Source organism: Rhizobium sp. SAFR-030 (genome assembly GCF_059415005.1).
The window spans coordinates 268,221-286,267 of the sequence record NZ_JBPFDO010000006.1 but is presented as its reverse complement, the minus strand read 5'-3'; the positions used below and the strand labels follow the sequence as shown (position 1 = coordinate 286,267).

General features: G+C 64.3%; 7 protein-coding genes. 3 read left to right on the top strand and 4 right to left on the bottom strand.

The window, feature by feature from the left end:
- Positions 1 to 221: 221 nt before the first annotated feature.
- Complete coding sequence (locus ACR65N_RS19415; protein WP_440458326.1) at positions 222 to 8,696, top strand: GH36-type glycosyl hydrolase domain-containing protein; 8,475 nt, start codon at positions 222 to 224, stop codon at positions 8,694 to 8,696.
- Positions 8,697 to 9,207: 511 nt separating this feature from the next.
- Here ACR65N_RS19415 and ACR65N_RS19410 read toward each other — a convergent pair.
- Complete coding sequence (locus ACR65N_RS19410) at positions 9,208 to 10,980, bottom strand: glucan ABC transporter ATP-binding protein/ permease (protein WP_440458325.1); 1,773 nt, start codon at positions 10,978 to 10,980, stop codon at positions 9,208 to 9,210.
- Between the two features lie 271 nt (positions 10,981 to 11,251).
- Here ACR65N_RS19410 and ACR65N_RS19405 point away from each other — a divergent pair, with 271 nt between their 5' ends.
- Both ACR65N_RS19405 and pyc read left to right on the top strand, forming a co-directional pair.
- Complete coding sequence (locus tag ACR65N_RS19405; RefSeq protein WP_440458324.1) at positions 11,252 to 11,992, top strand: LuxR family transcriptional regulator; 741 nt, start codon at positions 11,252 to 11,254, stop codon at positions 11,990 to 11,992.
- 115 nt (positions 11,993 to 12,107) lie between these two features.
- Entirely contained in the window at positions 12,108 to 15,569 is a 3,462-nt protein-coding gene (gene pyc, locus ACR65N_RS19400; RefSeq protein WP_440458323.1) for a pyruvate carboxylase, read from the top strand.
- Positions 15,570 to 15,597: 28 nt separating this feature from the next.
- On the opposite strand, the gene ACR65N_RS19395 is transcribed toward pyc, so the two are convergent.
- The 3 genes from ACR65N_RS19395 to ACR65N_RS19385 form a co-directional block, all read right to left on the bottom strand.
- The gene (locus ACR65N_RS19395; RefSeq protein ID WP_440458322.1) at positions 15,598 to 16,353 is read right to left on the bottom strand and encodes an amino acid ABC transporter ATP-binding protein; all 756 of its coding nucleotides are present in this window, start codon (positions 16,351 to 16,353) and stop codon (positions 15,598 to 15,600) included.
- A complete protein-coding gene (locus ACR65N_RS19390; RefSeq protein ID WP_440458321.1) occupies positions 16,350 to 17,030 on the bottom strand; it encodes an amino acid ABC transporter permease in 681 nt (226 codons plus the stop codon). Before ACR65N_RS19390 ends, ACR65N_RS19395 begins: the two co-directional genes overlap by 4 nt.
- 112 nt (positions 17,031 to 17,142) lie before the next feature.
- On the bottom strand, positions 17,143 to 17,916 hold the full coding sequence (locus ACR65N_RS19385; protein ID WP_440458320.1) for an amino acid ABC transporter substrate-binding protein: 774 nt from the start codon (positions 17,914 to 17,916) through the stop codon (positions 17,143 to 17,145).
- Between the last annotated feature and the right edge of the window lie 131 nt (positions 17,917 to 18,047).

Genomic DNA, 18,047 nt, shown 5'->3' with positions numbered 1-18,047 from the left:
GCCTTCAGGAATAGAGGCGAGAGGTCATAGTTTTGGAGAAACTGGTGTACAGGTTTTGCCTTTCTGCTTGCTCTGCCAACGTCACCTGTCTGCGGCACCTGCCGCGCGCATCCCTCTTTGCTACGAGGTCTTCCGGTTCGTTCGCGCGGTAATCCGCACGCCTGCGAACATCCGGGTCTTCCTTGCCTCGACAGTGCCCCTCATTCTCAGAAGCCGACACCATGTCATTTCATAATACGCCCGCTGCCACCTCGCGCGAAACCGAAGGCAAGCAGATCGACCACAACGAGGCGATCCGAGCGACCTACTACAATGCCGAGGCGTTGAAGACCTGCGGCGAGGCGCTGGCGCGCGACGGTGCGCAGACGCTGCCGGGCTTCATGGCATTCGACTTCCGCGAGCGGCACAAGGAGAACGAGCGGGAGATCCTGCGCGTCTACCGGTCGACGGCCAAGGATGTCGAGGCGGGCGCGGCGATCACGCCAGCAGCCGAGTGGCTGCTCGACAACCACTACATCGTCGAGGAAGCGATCCAGGAGGTGCGGCGCGACTTCCCGCGCAAGTTCTACAAGCAGTTGCCGACGATGATGGTCGGCAGCATCGAAATCCCGCGCGTGCTGGCGGTCGCCTGGCTGTATGTGGCGCACACCCACAGCACCGTGTCGCGCGATAACCTGACGGCGATGACGGAAGGCTTCCAGATCCACCAGTCGCTGGAAATCGGCGAACTCTGGGCCCTGCCGTCCTTCCTGCGCTTCGTGCTGATCGAGAACCTGCGTCGCATTTCCAGCCGCGTCGAGCGTTCGCGTCGAATGCGCCAGCAGGCCAACGAGGCCGCCGACGAGATCATCCGCCTGAACGACGAGGCGGCGAGCGCCGAGCTGCTGCGCAAGATCGAGCCGCTCACTGAAGACAACACGTTCTCGACGCAGTTCCTCTACCGCCTGCGCAATGCCTCCCAGTCGCCGGGCTTCGCCATCGCATGGCTCGAGGCGCGGCTGGAAAAGGCTGGCACGGACACCGAAGAAGTGATGATGGCGGAACACAACCGCCTGTCCTCCGGCAACGTGACGATGGGCAACATCATCAAGAGCCTGCGGGAGATCGACGACACCGAGTGGAGCGTCTGGTTCGAGGATGTCTGCCTCGTCGACCGGGTTCTGCGCGACCAGAGCGACTACAGCGACCTCGATTTCGGTTCGCGCAACTCCTACCGGAACCGCATCGAGAAGCTTGCCCGCGAGAGCGGCATGAGCGAAATCGAGGTGGCCAAAGTGGCGATCGCGCTGGCCGAAGAGGCCAAGCGCGCGCCGGAACCGGATCCGCACAAGGCCAATGTCGGCGCCTTCCTCACCGGCATGTACCGGCCGGAACTGGAGCAGGCGGTCGGTTATCGCCCGACCGTGGCGCAGCGGGTCATCCGTGCCGTCCAGAAGATGAACTGGTTCGCGGTTGCCGGGCCGGTTCTGCTTCTCACCTTCCTGGCGCTCGCACTGGTGGGCCTGTTCCTGTCCGGAACCGGCATGAGCTGGCCGCTCATCCTGCTGTTCCTGCTGATGTTCTCGCTGCCGGCCTCCGAAGGAGCGACGGGTCTCTTCAACACGCTCGTCACGTATATCGTGAAGCCCTCGCGGCTGGTCGGCTACGAGTTCAAGACTGGCATCCCCGAAGAAGCCCGCACCCTGGTCGCCGTCCCGTGCATGATCACCAACCGCGATACGGTCGATGAACTGGTGCGCAATCTCGAGGTTCACTACCTCGCCAACCCGCACGGCGAAATCTACTTCGCGTTGTTGAGCGACTGGCGCGACAGCGCCATCGAACAGACGGACGCCGATCTGGAGGTGCTGGAATATGCCCGCCAGGAAGTGGCACAGCTCAGCGCCCGCTACGCGTTCGACGGCAAGACGCGCTTCTATCTCCTGCATCGCCGCCGGCTCTACAATCCGTCCGAAGGCGCCTGGATGGGCTGGGAACGCAAGCGCGGCAAGCTGCATGAGCTGAACCTCCTGTTGCGCGGCGATAAGGACACCACCTATCTGCCCGGCGCCAACACCGTGCCGGAAAACGTCCAGTACGTGATGACGCTCGATGCCGACACGCGCCTGATGCGCGATGCGGTGACCAAGCTCGTCGGCAAGCTGCACCATCCGATCAACCAGCCGGTTCACGACCCGCATTCCGGCCGCGTCATCCATGGCTACGGCCTGTTGCAGCCGCGCGTCACGCCGTCGCTGACCACCGGCAAGGATGCCTCCGTCTTCCAGCGGGTCTATTCGATCAGCCGCGGCATCGACCCTTACGTGTTCACCGTCTCCGACGTCTATCAGGATCTGACCGGCGAAGGCTCGTTCACCGGCAAGGGCCTCTATCACGTCGATGCCTTCGAGACGGCCCTTCGCGGCCGCATCGAAGAGAACGCCGTCCTCAGCCACGACCTTCTCGAAGGTTCGTTCGCCCGCTGCGCGCTGGTCACCGACGTCGAACTGGTCGAGGATTTCCCGACCCGCTACGAGGTCGAAGTGTCGCGCCAGCATCGCTGGGCCCGTGGCGACTGGCAGCTCCTGCCTTACATCCTCGATCCGATGCGCGGCGTCACCGCGCTCGGGCGTTGGAAGATGGTCGACAACCTGCGCCGTTCGCTGACACCCATCGCCTGGTTCTTTGCCTCGGTGCTCGGCTGGTACTTCATGGACCCGTTCGGCGCACTGGTCTGGCAGATCCTGCTGATCTTCTCGCTGTTCGTCGCGCCGACCGTGTCCCTGGTGACCGGCATCGTGCCGCGCTCCACCGACATCGTGCCGCGGGCGCACTTCTATTCGGTCTGGTCGGACATTCGTTCCGCCAACGCGCAGGTTGCGCTGCGCATCGTGTTCATCGCCGATTCGGCGTTCATGATGCTGGATGCCATCATCCGCTCGGTCTACCGCCTGTTCGTGTCGCGCAAGATGATGCTGGAATGGCGCACCGCCGCCAGCATCCAGTCGTCTGCGCAGGGCAGCCCGCAGGCCTATTACCGCTCGATGTGGCACGCGCCGCTGGCCGCCGTGCTGGGCCTGATGCTGGCCTCGCTTCCCGACGACAACGCCTTCCTGGTCGGCCTGCCCTTCGTGCTTCTCTGGGTCCTGTCGCCGATCGTCGCCTGGTATGTCAGCCAGTCGGCTGAAACCGAGGACCGGCTGTTCGTGCCGGAAGCCGTCTCGGTCGAACTGCGCAAGATCTCGCGGCGCACCTGGCGCTACTACGAAGCCTTCGTCACCGAAGACCAGCATTTCCTGCCGCCGGACAATTTCCAGGAAAAGCCGGAGCCGGTCGTCGCCAAGCGCACCTCGCCGACAAATATCGGCGTCTATCTTCTGTCGGTGGTATCTGCCCGTCACTTCGGCTGGATCAGCTTCCAGGAAACGCTGAGCCGCATCGAGGCGACGGTTGCCACGGTCGACAAGATGGAGAAGTTCCGCGGCCATCTGTACAACTGGTACTACACCGACACGCTTCTGACGCTTGGCCCGCGCTATGTATCGACGGTCGACAGCGGAAACCTTGCCGGCCATCTGATTGCCGTGTCGTCGGCCTGCCGCGAATGGGCGGAGGCGCCGTCCGCGCATCTGCAGGCGAGCCTTGACGGCATTGGAGACGTTGCCGGCATTCTGTCTGAAGCGCTGAACGAGCTGCCCGACGACCGGAAGACGGTTCGCCCGCTGCGCCGGCGTCTCGAAGAGCGGATCATCGGCTTCGGCAATGCGCTGGTCTCGGTCAAGCGGGAGCACGAGTTCGCCTCGATCCGCATCATCAACCTGTCGGTGCTGGCGCGCGACATCCAGAAGCTCGCCGCCAATCTCGACCACGAAGTCGGCTCAATACAGAGCTCGGAAGTCACCCGGTGGGCGGAATCGCTCGTCCAGGCCTGTGAGGCGCATATCGCCGACACGACCTTCGACATGACCAATATCGAACCGCTGCGCCAGCGGCTGATCCAGCTGCGCGACAAGGCGCGCCAGCTGGCCTTCTCGATGGACTTCACCTTCCTCTATCGGAAGGACCGCCGTCTGCTGTCGATCGGCTACCGGGTGGACAGCAATGATCTCGACGAGGCGTGCTACGACCTTCTGGCGTCCGAATGCCGGCTGACCAGCCTGTTTGCCATCGCCAAGGGCGATCTGCCGACCGAGCACTGGTATCGCCTCGGCCGCCAGGTCGTGCCGATCGGCGCGCGCGGCGCGCTGATCTCGTGGTCCGGCTCGATGTTCGAATACCTGATGCCGCCGCTCGTCATGCAGGAGCGCCAGGGCGGCATCCTCAACCAGACGAACAATCTGATCGTCGAGGAGCAGATGAACCACGGCCGCCGTCTGAACATCCCCTGGGGGATTTCGGAGGCCGCGTTCAATGCCCGCGACCATAACCTCAATTATCAGTACACCAACTTCGGCGTGCCGACGCTCGGCCTGAAGCGCGGGCTTGGCCAGAATGCCGTCATCGCGCCCTACGCGTCGATCCTCGCCAGCCAGTACAAGCCGCTCGAGGCGCTCGAGAACCTGCAGAGACTGCGGGCGGTCGGCGCGCTCGGCAAATACGGCTTCCACGATGCAGTCGATTTCACTCCGACACGCGTGCCGGAAGGCAAGAAGTGCGCGGTGGTGTTCAACTATTATGCCCACCACCATGGGATGTCGATCGCGGCGATCGCCAACGTCGTCAACAATGGCAAGCTGCGCGAACTCTTCCACTCCGACCCGGTGGTCGAAGCCGCCGAACTGCTGCTGCAGGAAAAGGCGCCGCGCGACGTTCCGGTGATGGGCTCGAAATACGAGCCGGAAACGCCCGGCAAGGGCCAGGCCGACCTGTTGCGTCCCGAGGTCCGCACGGTTCAGGATCCGGCCAGCCGCGACCGCGAGATGGTGTTCCTCTCCAACGGCCACTACTCGACCATGCTGACCGCAACAGGTACCGGCTATTCGCGCTGGAACGGTCTGGCCGTGTCGCGCTGGAAGGCCGATCCGGTCGAGGACCGCTGGGGCAACTTCTTGTTCCTGCGCGATACGGCGACCGGCGAATGGTGGTCGACGACCACCGAGCCGCGGCGCGCCGAAGGCGAAAAGAGCAAGACCGTCTTCAGTGACGAGAAGGCCGAGTTCCACAAGACCGTCGGCACGCTGACCAGCACCGTCGAATGCATCGTGGCGACCGAGCACGATGCTGAAGGCCGACGCCTGACGCTGCTCAACACCGGCAGCGAGGACCGTTTCATAGAGGTCACGTCCTACCTTGAGCCGGTGATTGCTCACGAAGACGACGACAACGCCCACCCGGTTTTCTCGCGGATGTTCATCCGCACCGAGATCGGCCGTCGCGGCGATGTCATCCGCGCCTGGCGCAATCGTCGCAACCCGAACGAAACGTCGATGCATGTGGCGCATCTGGCCGCCGACAATGCCGGCTCGGCACGCCCGACGGAATTCGAGACCGACCGTCGCCGCTTCCTTGGACGCGGCCGCACGCTGAGCGAAGCCGCGGCCTTCGATGCCGATGCAACGCTTTCCGGCAGCGACGGCTTCACGCTCGATCCGATCCTGTCGATGCGGCGCGTCGTGCGCGTGCCGGCCGGCAAGAAGGTCAGCGTGATCTTCTGGACGATCGCAGCACCGAGCCGCGAGGAACTGGATTTCGCCATCGAGCGCTACCGCCACCCGGACGCGTTCAGCTCGGAACTGACGCAGGCCTGGACCCGCGTGCAGGTGCAGATGCGCCATATCGGCATCAGCTCGCAGCAGGCCGGCGCCTTCCAGCATCTTGGCCGCTACCTCGTCTATCCCGACATGCACCTGCGTGCCGATGCGGCGACCGTCGAGGCCGGGCTCGGCTCGCAGAGCAAGCTCTGGGGTGTTTCGATCTCCGGCGACCTGCCGATCCTCACCCTGCGCGTCAATGACGAAATGGACATGGACATCGTCAAGGAGGCGCTGTCGGCTCAGGAATACCTGCGCTCGCGCGGCGTCATGGCCGATCTCGTCATCGTCAACGAAAAGCCTGCGTCCTACGCGCAGGATATGCAGCACGCGATCGACCACATCAGCGAGAGCATCCGCCGGCAGGGCCTGTCGGAAGGACGTCAGCAAGTGTTTGCGCTTCGCCGCGACCTGATGGACGAAGCCACATGGGCGACGCTGATCGCCGCCTCGCGGGTGGTCCTGCACGCACGCAACGGCAAGATCGAGGATCAGGTCACCCGTGCCGTGTCGCTGTTTGCCGCACCGCGCGGCGCCGAAGCCGAACTGGATCGGCGGGCGCTGCTGTCCGCCGGCGATTTCGGTTCTCCGAGCGAGACTTCGGCGACCGACCTCCACTACTGGAACGGCTATGGCGGGTTCTCGACCGAAGGCGATGAGTATGTCGTGCGGCTGAACGGTGGCGGTGCCACTCCTCAGCCGTGGATCAACGTCATCTCCAACGAGAATTTCGGCTTCCATATCTCGGCCGAGGGAGCCGGCTTCACCTGGAGCCAGAACTCCCGCGATTACCAGCTGACGCCATGGTCGAACGATCCGGTCATCAACCGGACCGGCGAAGGCTTCTACGTGGCGGATCTGCAGAGCGGCCAGGTGTCGACGCCGTTCGCCGCCCTGTCGCGCCGCCCGTCGGTCACCTTCGAAGCCCGCCACGGCCTCGGCTACTCGACCTTCACGGCGCAGGAGGAGGGTCTCTCGCTCTCGCTCTCGCAGACCGTCGATCGCCAGCGGCCGGTCAAGCTGTCGAAGATGGTGGTGCGCAATACCGGGACCGAGGCTCGCCGTCTGCGCGTCTACGGCTATGTCGAGTGGATCCTCGGCAACAACCCGCAGCGGACGCTGCCGTTCGTACTGAGCGGCCGCGACGAGACGACCGGAACGCTGTTTGCCACCAACCCCCACAGCATCGACTTCCACCGTACGTCGTTCTTCGGCTGCGACGCGGAGATCTCCGGCTTCACCACCAGCCGGCGCGACTTCGTCGGCCGCTTCGGCAGCATGCACGCCCCGACGGCGGTCCTTTCCGGTTCGCCGCTGAACGGCGGGCTTGAGCCGGACGGTGCGCCGTGTGCGGCCGTCGCCTGCGATATCGAGCTTGCACCGGGCGAGGAGAAGACCATCACCTTCTTCCTCGGTGATGCCGGCAGCCGTGAAGATGCCTCGGCGCTGGCAGCCGACGTCCGTGGCGGCAACTTCCAGACCGTGCTCGATCAGACCCACGGCTTCTGGCAAGAGTTTACCGGCAGGCTGAAGGTCCAGACGCCGGACAAGGCGCTGAACAACATGGTCAACACCTGGCTGCCCTATCAGGCTCTCGGGTGCCGGATCCTGTCGCGCACGGCGTTCTACCAGTCATCCGGCGCCTACGGCTTCCGCGACCAGTTGCAGGACACGCTGGCGTTCCTGCTGCATGCGCCGGAACTTGCCCGCAAGCAGATCGTCAACGCTGCCAGCCGCCAGTTCAGCGAAGGCGACGTGCAGCATTGGTGGCTTCCGGGCAGCGGCGCCGGTGTCCGCACGACGATCTCCGACGACGTCGTGTGGCTGGCCTTCGCTGCGCACCAGTATATCCAGGCGACCGGCGACAAGGCCGTCCTCGATGAGCAGACGCCCTTCCTGGAGGGTCCCGCGCTGCTGGCGACACAGCATGACGCCTTCTACAAACCGCAGCTGTCGGCTGAAACGGCATCGCTTTACGAGCATGCCGCCCGGGCGCTCGACCTCGCCATCCAGCGGACGGGTTCGAACGGGCTGCCGCTGATCCTCGGCGGCGACTGGAACGACGGCATGAACCGCGTCGGCATCGGCGGACGCGGCACGAGCGTCTGGCTCGGCTGGTTCCTGGCGGCCGCCCTGCGGCGCTTCCTTCCCTATGCCGAGGAGCGTGGCGACGGCGCCCGTGTGCAGGCCTGGACCAGTCATCTGGCGTCGCTCAAGCAGTCGCTGGAAACGGCCGGCTGGGACGGCACCTACTATCGCCGCGGCTATTTTGACGACGGCAGCCCGCTGGGTGCCAACGGCAATCTGGAATGCGCGCTCGATTCGCTCGGCCAGTCGTGGAGCGTGCTGTCCGGAGAAGGTGATCCGGCCCGCGCGGAGCAGGCGATGAATGCAGTGATGGACCGTCTCGTCGATGAAGAGGGCGGCATTATCCGCCTGTTCACGCCGGCCTTCGCCAACACGCCGAAGGACCCGGGCTACATCAAGGCCTATCCGCCGGGCGTGCGCGAAAACGGTGGGCAGTATACCCATGCCGCCATCTGGGTGGTGCTGGCTCTGGCGGAACTCGGACGCGGCGATGATGCCTGGAAGGCGTTCAAGCTCCTGAACCCGGTCAACCATGCGCTCGACCGTCAGGCCGCCGATCACTACCGGGTCGAACCGTATGTCGTCGCAGCCGACGTCTATGGGGAAGGCGACCTCACCGGTCGTGGCGGCTGGACCTGGTATACCGGGTCGGCCGGATGGCTGTACCGAGCCGCTGTCGAGGGCATCCTCGGCATCCGCCGTGAGGGCGAGCGGCTCTTCGTCCGCCCGGCGCTTCCCTCCGAGTGGCCAGGCTTCAGTGCCGAGCTGAAGATTGGCGATCGCACCTTCGCCATCACCGTGGAAAAGACCGAGGGCCAGACGAGGACCACCATCAACGGCGTGGCGGTTGCTGACGACGAAGGCTTTGCCATCGCCTGATCCGGCAACGGCGGAACGACATCTCACAGGGCCTGGCTGCGGACGCAGCCGGGCCTTTTTCCTTGGGTGCGCAGCCTATCGCTGCGCTCGGAATGTCGTGCAATGGTGTCGGGCAGCTTGGGCGATTACCTCGGTTGAGGAGACGGCTTCCTGAAGGAGCCGGGGCTATCGCCGAGAGGCCGCTCCATTGCCGGCACAGCCGCCCACGGACCAGTGGAAGCCAGCCGCCGGGGCAGCGCCGTCGCCGGCAAGCGGCTCGGCTCTAGGGGGGAGGTAGAGTCCCGCTTCTCTCGCAGCAGCTGTCAGTGGTGCCTCGACGGATACCCGCTCGCCAAGCCTGGCAGTCCGGCTCAAAAACAGTCGGTTTCGCGGCTGTTGCCGTGGCACTGACGGTCGACGGCGCCCCACCAGGATAGCCGATCGCCTGGGCCAACTGACGACACATGAAAAAGGCCGGCCCTGCGATGTGCGGGGCCGGCCTTCCAAGTGCGTCTCAGCGAGGGATGTTGCGTCAGGCGTGCTGCGAGATCTGCGTGACGGTCGCCATCGGCTTCACCTCGTCGGGCAGGATGCCGCTGGTCTTCAGCAGCGAGGCAAAGCGGCCGCCCAGCGCGCTCAGCTCGTCATAGGTGCCCTGTTCGAGGATCCGGCCACGGTCGAGGAAGATCACCACGTCCGCATCGCGGATCGTCGACAGACGGTGGGCGATGATGAAGGTGGTGCGGTTCTGGCGCAGCCGGTCGATGGCTTCCTTGACGCGCGCCTCGGTTTCGACGTCGAGCGCGCTCGTCGCCTCGTCGAGCACCAGGATCGGCGCGTTCTTGAGGATGGCGCGGGCAATCGCGATCCGCTGCCGTTCGCCGCCCGACAGGCGGTTGCCGCGCTCGCCGACATGGGTGTCGTAGCCGGCAAGGCGGCTCTCGATGAAGTCGGTAGCAGCGGCGGCCTCGGCTGCGGCGATCACCTCGGCTTCCGAGGCGCCCTCGCGTCCGAGCCGGATATTCTCGGTGATCGAGCGGTTGAGCAGGCCGGCATCCTGGAACACGGTCGCAATCGATTGGCGCAGCGACTTGCGGGTCACCTTGGCGATGTCGATGCCGTCGATCAGGATCTGGCCCTGCTGCGGCTCGTAGACGCGCTGCAGCAGGTTGACGAGCGTCGTCTTGCCGGCGCCGGTGGGGCCGACGATCGCCACCGTCTGGCCGGTCTTGGCGGTGAAGGAGACGTTGCGGACGCCCTGCGTGGTGTTGGCGAAGTCGAACGATACGTCGCGGAATTCCACCTCGCCGCGGACGGCCTGCAGATCGACGGCACCGGCCGGCTCTTCGCGTTCCTGGACGGAATCTTCCAGGCGGAAGAAGTCCTCGAGCTTCGAGCGGGCTTCGAAGATCTGCGTGGCGAACTGGCGCAGGAGGTCCAGGCGGCCGATCAGGAGGTTGGCGAAGCCGATGAAGGCGATGACGTCGCCGACGCGGATTTCGCCGGCGCGGACGAGGAAGACGCCGATGATCAGGATGATCAGCATCGAGATGGTTGAGGCCATACGGTTGAGCGCGCTGGCCAGTGCCCACCAGTCGAGGACCGGGTACTGGGCTGACAACAGCTTTTCCGTATAGCCCTTCAGCGCCCGCGTTTCCGCTTCGATGCGGTTGTAGCTGTGCAGCACGGTGACGTTGCTGATCGAATCGCTCACATGCGAAAAGACGTTGTGGTAATGGCCCTCGACGGAGGCCTGGCCCTCCTTGGTACGGTTCATCACCATGCGGCCGATGAACCAGTAGAGGACGCTCAGGACGACGAGCACCAGGCTCAGGCGCCAGTCCATTGAGAAGGCCGTCGGCACCAGCAGCACCAGTGCGACCACTGTCGCCAGATGGGTGCGCATGAATTCAAGCCACAGGCCGAACAGCGTCTCGCTCGCCCGCAACAGCGTATGCAGGGCGTTCGACGTGCCGCGCTGGTGGTGCCAGGCGAGCGGCATGGAGATGATCCGGCCGAAGGCTTCGGTCAGCAGCGTGGCGCGGCGGCCATGCGCCAGCCGGTCCGCCTCGCGGGCGACGAGCACGTAGGCAATGGTGTTGAAGACACCGAAGCCGCCCCACATCAGGAGGATGGGCGTGACGTCGCCATTGCCGGAGATGGCATCGATAATACGGCCGAACAGGATCGGTTCGGCGATGGTGATGACGGCGAGCACGATGTTGGCAACCACGACCATGGATACCCGGATCCGGCTGGAACCCAGATATCGCAGTGCGCGCGCATAAACTTGAAACAAGCTCAAGACATTACCTCATGGTGACTTCGTGCCACGCTTCTAGCAGGCAGCACCTGTATGTAGCGTGAACGATGGCACCCGGCGGCGAAGCAGATACTGAACGCGTGCGCTGTATGGCAACAAGTAACTTGCAATCTCTGCGAGAATAGAGCCCACTGAAGGAAGTCGATCCGGCGCCTGAAGGCGCTCCGGGAGCTCGGCACGAAGTGTCGGCCGACCCGTCGCCGAACATCGTCTCAATCTGAAAAGACCACCTCACGGGTGGCAGGGGGTATGAGTGAACGTTCACTCAATTCTGCAGCTCTTGGTGCTCATCAACGAGACGAAGACACAGGCAGATCTGACTGCAGAGCTTGAGACGCTGATGTCCGGCTACGGTTTCGACTATCACGGCGTGTGGATCCATGATCGCTCCGACAAGCGGCTGACGAACATGATGATGGTCGGGCGGTGGCCGGAAGGCTGGCGCAAACACTACAAGACGAAGAACTATGCCTCCATCGACCCGCTCCGGCGCATGCTTGCCCGCGCCCAGCGCCCATACCGCTGGCGCGACGCCATCCAGACGTTCCGGGACGACCCCTACCGCAAGCGGATGATGCGTCTGCTGCAGGACGCGTCGAAGGTTGGCCTCATCGACGGCTACGTCTTTCCGATCTACGGCAAGACCGGGTTGATCGGTCAATTCAACATCGGCGGGCGGCCCATCGATCTTTCGCCGGTCGAGATGTCGCTGCTCGACGCGGCGGGACGCAAGATGTTCTGGCGCCTTCTGGAGATGCAGGGCATCGCCGCGGATCTGGAGACCTCGGTCGTCATCGACCCCGAACTGACGCGCCGTCAGATGGAGGTGCTGAAACTGCTGGCCGAGGGCATGACGTCGAACGAGATTGCCCGCGAGCTGCAGATCTCCAGCCACACGGTCGACTGGTACATCAACGTCATCCAGGAGAAGTTCCACGCCCGCAACCGTCAGCACGTGATCGCAACCGCCTTCCGGCTGGGACTGATGACCTGACGCGAAACTGACATAAATTCCGCTGCAGGCGCATTGGCAAATTGAACTTCCCCGAAAAGCCGTTAGTCTCCCTTCGCGGGTGCAGCATGTCCGCCAAAGCGTATGGGAGATCGCCTTGAAGATTTCGAAGATTCTCGTGGCCAACCGATCCGAGATAGCGATCCGCGTGTTCCGGGCCGCCAATGAGCTGGGCATCAAGACCGTCGCCATCTGGGCCGAGGAGGACAAGCTTTCCCTGCATCGGTTCAAGGCGGACGAAAGCTATCAGGTCGGCCGCGGGCCGCATCTCGCCAAGGATATGGGGCCGATCGAGAGCTACCTGTCGATCCCCGAGATCATCCGCGTCGCGCGGCTCTCCGGCGCCGATGCCATTCACCCCGGCTACGGCCTCCTGTCGGAAAGCCCGGAATTCGTCGAAGCCTGCAACGAAGCCGGCATCATCTTCATCGGCCCGACGGCAGACACGATGCGCCAGCTCGGCAACAAGGTGGCCGCCCGCAACATCGCCATGTCTGTCGGCGTCCCCGTTGTGCCGGCGACGCTACCCTTGCCTGACGACATGGCGGAAGTCGCCCGCATGGCCGACGAGATTGGCTACCCGGTGATGCTCAAGGCCTCCTGGGGCGGCGGCGGGCGCGGCATGCGCACCATCCGCTCGCAAGGCGAACTGGCCAAGGAGGTGACCGAGGCCAAGCGCGAGGCGATGGCCGCCTTCGGCAAGGACGAGGTCTACCTCGAAAAGCTCGTCGAGCGGGCCCGCCACGTGGAAAGCCAGGTGCTTGGCGATACGCACGGCAATGTCGTGCACCTGTTCGAGCGTGACTGCTCGATCCAGCGGCGCAACCAGAAGGTCGTCGAGCGGGCGCCCGCTCCCTATCTTGGCGAGGCGCAGCGCCAGGAACTGGCCGGCTACTCGCTGAAGATCGCCGCCGCGACCAACTATATCGGCGCCGGCACCGTCGAATATCTGATGGATGCCGATACCGGCAAATTCTACTTCATCGAGGTCAATCCGCGCATCCAGGTCGAACATACGGTGACCGAGGTCGTCACCGGCATCGACATCGTCAAGGCGCAGATCCACATCCTCGAAGGCGAGACCATCGGCACGCCAGAATCCGGTGTCCCCGCCCAGGAGAACATCCGGCTGAACGGCCATGCGCTGCAGTGCCGGATCACCACCGAGGATCCCGAACAGAACTTCATTCCCGATTACGGCCGCATCACCGCCTATCGCTCGGCTGCCGGCTTCGGTATCCGTCTCGACGGCGGCACCGCCTATACCGGCGCGATCATCACCCGCTTTTACGACCCGCTGCTGGTCAAGGTCACGGCTTCCGGCGGCACGCCGCAGGAAGCGATCAGCCGCATGGACCGGGCACTGCGGGAGTTCCGCATTCGCGGGGTGGCGACCAACCTCACCTTCCTCGAAGCGATCATCGGCCATCCGAGTTTCCGCGACAACACCTACACGACCCGCTTCATCGACACGACGCCGGAGCTCTTCCAGCAGGTCAAGCGCCAGGACCGCGCGACGAAGCTGCTGACCTATCTTGCCGACGTCACCGTCAACGGCCATCCGGAAACCAAGAACCGGCCGCTGCCGTCGGACAAGGTGGCAAAGCCGATCGTCCCCTATATCGACGCCGCGGTGCCCGATGGCACGAAGCAGAAGCTCGATGCGCTCGGACCAAAGGGCTTCGCCGAGTGGATGCGCGCCGAGACCCGCGTGCTGATGACCGACACGACGATGCGCGACGGCCACCAGTCGCTCCTTGCCACCCGCATGCGCACATACGACATCGCCCGCATCGCGCCGGTCTACGCGCGGGCGCTTCCCAACCTCCTGTCGCTGGAGTGCTGGGGCGGTGCGACGTTCGACGTTTCCATGCGCTTCCTCACCGAAGACCCCTGGGAGCGCCTGGCGCTGATCCGCGAGGGTGCGCCGAACCTCTTGCTGCAGATGCTGCTGCGCGGCGCCAACGGCGTCGGCTACACCAACTATCCCGACAACGTGGTGAAGTATTTCGTCCGGCAGGCGGCCAAGGGCGGCATCGACCTGTTCCGGGTGTTCGACTGCCTGAACTGGGTGGAGAACATGCGCGTCTCTATGGATGCGGTGCAGGAGGAGAACCGGCTCTGCGAGGCGGCCATCTGCTACACCGGCGACATGCTGAACAGCGCCCGTCCGAAGTACGACCTCAAGTATTACACCGGTCTGGCGCAGGAGCTGGAACGGGCAGGCGCCCACATCATCGCGCTCAAGGACATGGCCGGCCTGTTGAAGCCGGCCGCGGCGCGCGTGCTCTTCAAGGCGCTGCGCGAGGCGACCAGCCTGCCGATCCATTTCCACACGCATGACACATCCGGCATTTCGGCCGCCACCGTGCTCGCCGCGATCGATGCCGGCGTCGATGCCGTCGATGCCGCGATGGACGCGTTTTCGGGCAACACCTCGCAGCCCTGCCTCGGCTCGATCGTCGAGGCGCTGTCGGGTACCGAACGCGATCCGGGGCTCGATCCGGAATGGATCCGCCGCATCTCCTTCTACTGGGAAGCGGTGCGCCACCAGTATGCGGCCTTCGAGAGCGATCTCAAGGGACCGGCCTCGGAAGTCTACCTGCACGAGATGCCGGGCGGCCAGTTCACCAATCTCAAGGAGCAGGCGCGGTCGCTGGGGCTCGACACGCGCTGGCACGAGGTGGCGCAGACCTATGCGGACGTCAACCAGATGTTCGGCGACATCGTCAAGGTGACGCCGTCCTCCAAGGTGGTCGGCGACATGGCGCTGATGATGGTTTCCCAGGATCTGGATGTCGGGGATGTCGAGAACCCGGACAAGGACATCGCCTTCCCGGATTCGGTGGTCTCGATGCTGAAGGGTGACCTCGGTCAGCCGCCGGGCGGATGGCCGCAAGCGCTGCAGAAGAAGGCACTGAAGGGCGACAAGCCCTATACGGAGCGTCCTGGCTCCCTGCTCGTCGAAGCCGATCTTGATGCCGAACGCGCGGCGATCGAGGCGAAGCTGGAGCGCCCGGTCGATGATTTCGAGTTCGCCTCGTATCTCATGTATCCCAAGGTGTTCACCGATTTCGCGCTGGCCTCCGATACCTACGGGCCGGTCTCGGTGCTGCCGACGCCCGCCTATTTCTACGGCATGGCGGATGGAGAGGAGCTGTTTGCCGATATCGAGAAGGGCAAGACGCTGGTGATCGTCAACCAGGCGGCCAGTGCGGCGGACATGCAGGGTCTGGTCACGGTGTTCTTCGAACTCAACGGCCAGCCGCGGCGCATCAAGGTGCCGGACCGCACGCAGGGCGCCGGCGGCGCGGTGGCAAGGCGGAAAGCCGAAGGCGGCAATGGCACGCAGCTTGGGGCACCGATGCCCGGCGTCATCTCGCGAGTGTTCGTGTCGACGGGGCAGGCGGTGAAGGCCGGCGATGTGCTGCTGTCGATCGAGGCGATGAAGATGGAAACTGCCCTGCACGCCGAAAAGGACGGCACGGTCGCCGAGGTGCTCGTCAAGCCGGGCGACCAGATCGACGCCAAGGACCTGCTGATCGTCTACGCCGACTGATCAGCCGTGTTCTCTCCGCCGCCCGGTCTCAACCAGTCTGGGCGGCGGTGACGGTCGCGACGAACTGGCGCGTGCGGTCCTGCTGCGGCGAACGGAAGATCGCTTCGGCGGTGCCGGTTTCGACGACGCGTCCCGCCTCGAGGAAGACAACCCTGTCGGCTATCTTCGAGGCCAGCCGCAGGTCGTGCGTCGCCATCACCATGGTCGTGCCTTCGGCGGCAAGCTTGGCGAGAACCTCGACGACTTCGGCGGCAAGCTCCGGGTCGAGCGCCGAAGTAGGCTCGTCGCACAGAAGAACCCGGGGCGAAGGCGCCAGCGCCCGGGCGATCGCGACGCGCTGCTGCTGGCCACCCGACAGCGTTGCCGGCCATGCGTCTGCCTTGTGCGCCATGCCGACCTTCGTCAGCAGTTCCATCGCCCGCTCGCGCGCCTTGGCTTTCGGCCATTTGAGCACCGTCACCAGCGATTCCATGACGTTCTCGATCGCCGTGCGATGCGGAAACAGCTGGAAATTCTGGAATACCATGCCGGTCTGCCGGCGGATCGCCTGCACGGCCGACCATGCGGGTTTCTGTCCGGGCGTGATGTCGAGACGCGCATCGCCCAGTTGCAGATGCCCGGCGCTTGGGATCTCGAGCAGGTTGATGCAGCGCAGCAGCGTACTCTTGCCGCCGCCCGAGGGGCCGACCAGTGCCGTAACGCTGCCTTCCTCCATGCGCAGGCTGACGTCATGGAGCACCGTGGTTTCGCCGAAACGCTTGTCGATGTGGCTGAGCTCGATCATGCGTTTGTCTCCAGCATGCCGCCATAGCGGGCGAAGCGCTTTTCCAGCCGCGCCTGCAGGGTTGAGAGGACAGAACTCAGCGCCAGATAGATGAGTGCCGCCTCGATGTAGAGGATCAGCGGTTCGTAGGTCGTTGCGACGATGCGTTGTGCGGCCTGGAACAGTTCCGGCACGGTGATCGCCGCGGCAAGCGAGGTATCCTTGACCAGCGAGATGAAGGTGTTGGAGAGCGGCGGCACGGCCACCCGCGCCGCCTGCGGCAGGATGGTGCGGATCATCGTCTGGCGCCAGGACATGCCGATCGAATAGGCGGCTTCCCACTGCCCCTTGGGCATCGAGGATATGGCGGCACGGATGATTTCGGAGCTGTAGGCCCCGATGTTGAGCGTAAAGCCGATCAGCGCGGCGGGAAAGGCGTCGAGCAGGATGCCGATGCTCGGCAGGCCGTAGAAGATCACGAACAGCTGCACGAGCAGCGGCGTGCCGCGGATCACCCAGACGTAGAAGCGGGCGACGGCGGCAAAGGGGGCGGCGGCGAAGAGCCGCGTCAGGGCGGTGATGAGCCCGAGCGTCAGCCCGAAGGCGAAGGAAAGAAGCGTCAGCGGAACGGTAAAGGTCACGCCGGCCCAGAGGAGGGAGGGCAGCGAATCCGCCATGAGTTGCAGCCAGTGCGGCACGATGATCTCTCCTCGCTAGAAGGCGGGCCTCGCGAAAAAGGCGGGGCCAGGCTGGCCGCCGCCTTGTCACATGATATGGAGGACTGTTCCCGGGCGGGAACGGGCCTTCTGCTTATTTCGATACGTCCTGCCCGAAATACGTGTCGGCGATCTTCTGGTAGGTGCCATCCGCCTTGATGTCGGCCAGCGCCTTGTTGATCGCCTCGAGCAGTTCCGGTTCCTGCTTGCGGATGATGATGCCGGAATAATCGGCATTGGACTGTTCGGCAACGATCTTCACCGGCGCGTCCGGCTTCTGCTTCTTGAAGTCGAGGAAGGACAGGCTGTCATTGACGGTGGCATCGGCGCGACGTGTCAGAACGAGCTGGATAGACTGGTCGAAGCCGTCGGTGCCGACGAGTTCGGCGCCGGCGGTCTGGGCGATCTTGCCGAAATTGCTGGAGAGCGACTGGGCGGACTTCTTGCCCTTCAGGTCGGTGAACGACTTGATGTCGTCATTGCCGTCACGGACGATCAGCACCGCCTTCGAGGCGATGTAGGGCTCTGAGAAATCGTACTTCTGCTTACGCGCTTCGGTAATGCCGACCTGGTTGATCACGGCGTCATAGCGCTTGGCGTCAAGACCGGCGATCAGGCCATCCCACTTGCCTTCGATGAACTGCGCCTTGACGCCAATCTTGGCGGCCACCGCTTCGCCGATTTCGACGTCGAAGCCGACGAGCTTGCCGGTCTTGTCGTGGAAGGTGAACGGCGCATAGGTGCCCTCGGTGCCGATCTTGATCGTGCCGGCGGATTTGATGGCGGCGAGGTTTTCGCCGGCCTGCACCGGCAGAATAGCTGCGGCCTGCAGAAGGGCGGCTGCAGCGAGCGCATTGAAAAGCTTCATGACGTGATCTCCTTGGAGCGGAATGGCGGTTCGGTTGGGCACGATCAATCGCAGAAATGGTGCAGCGTGGCTGGGTAGAAAACTGCAAAACCGATGTGCAAATGCAAATTTTTTTCTCTTCTTGCAGCGCA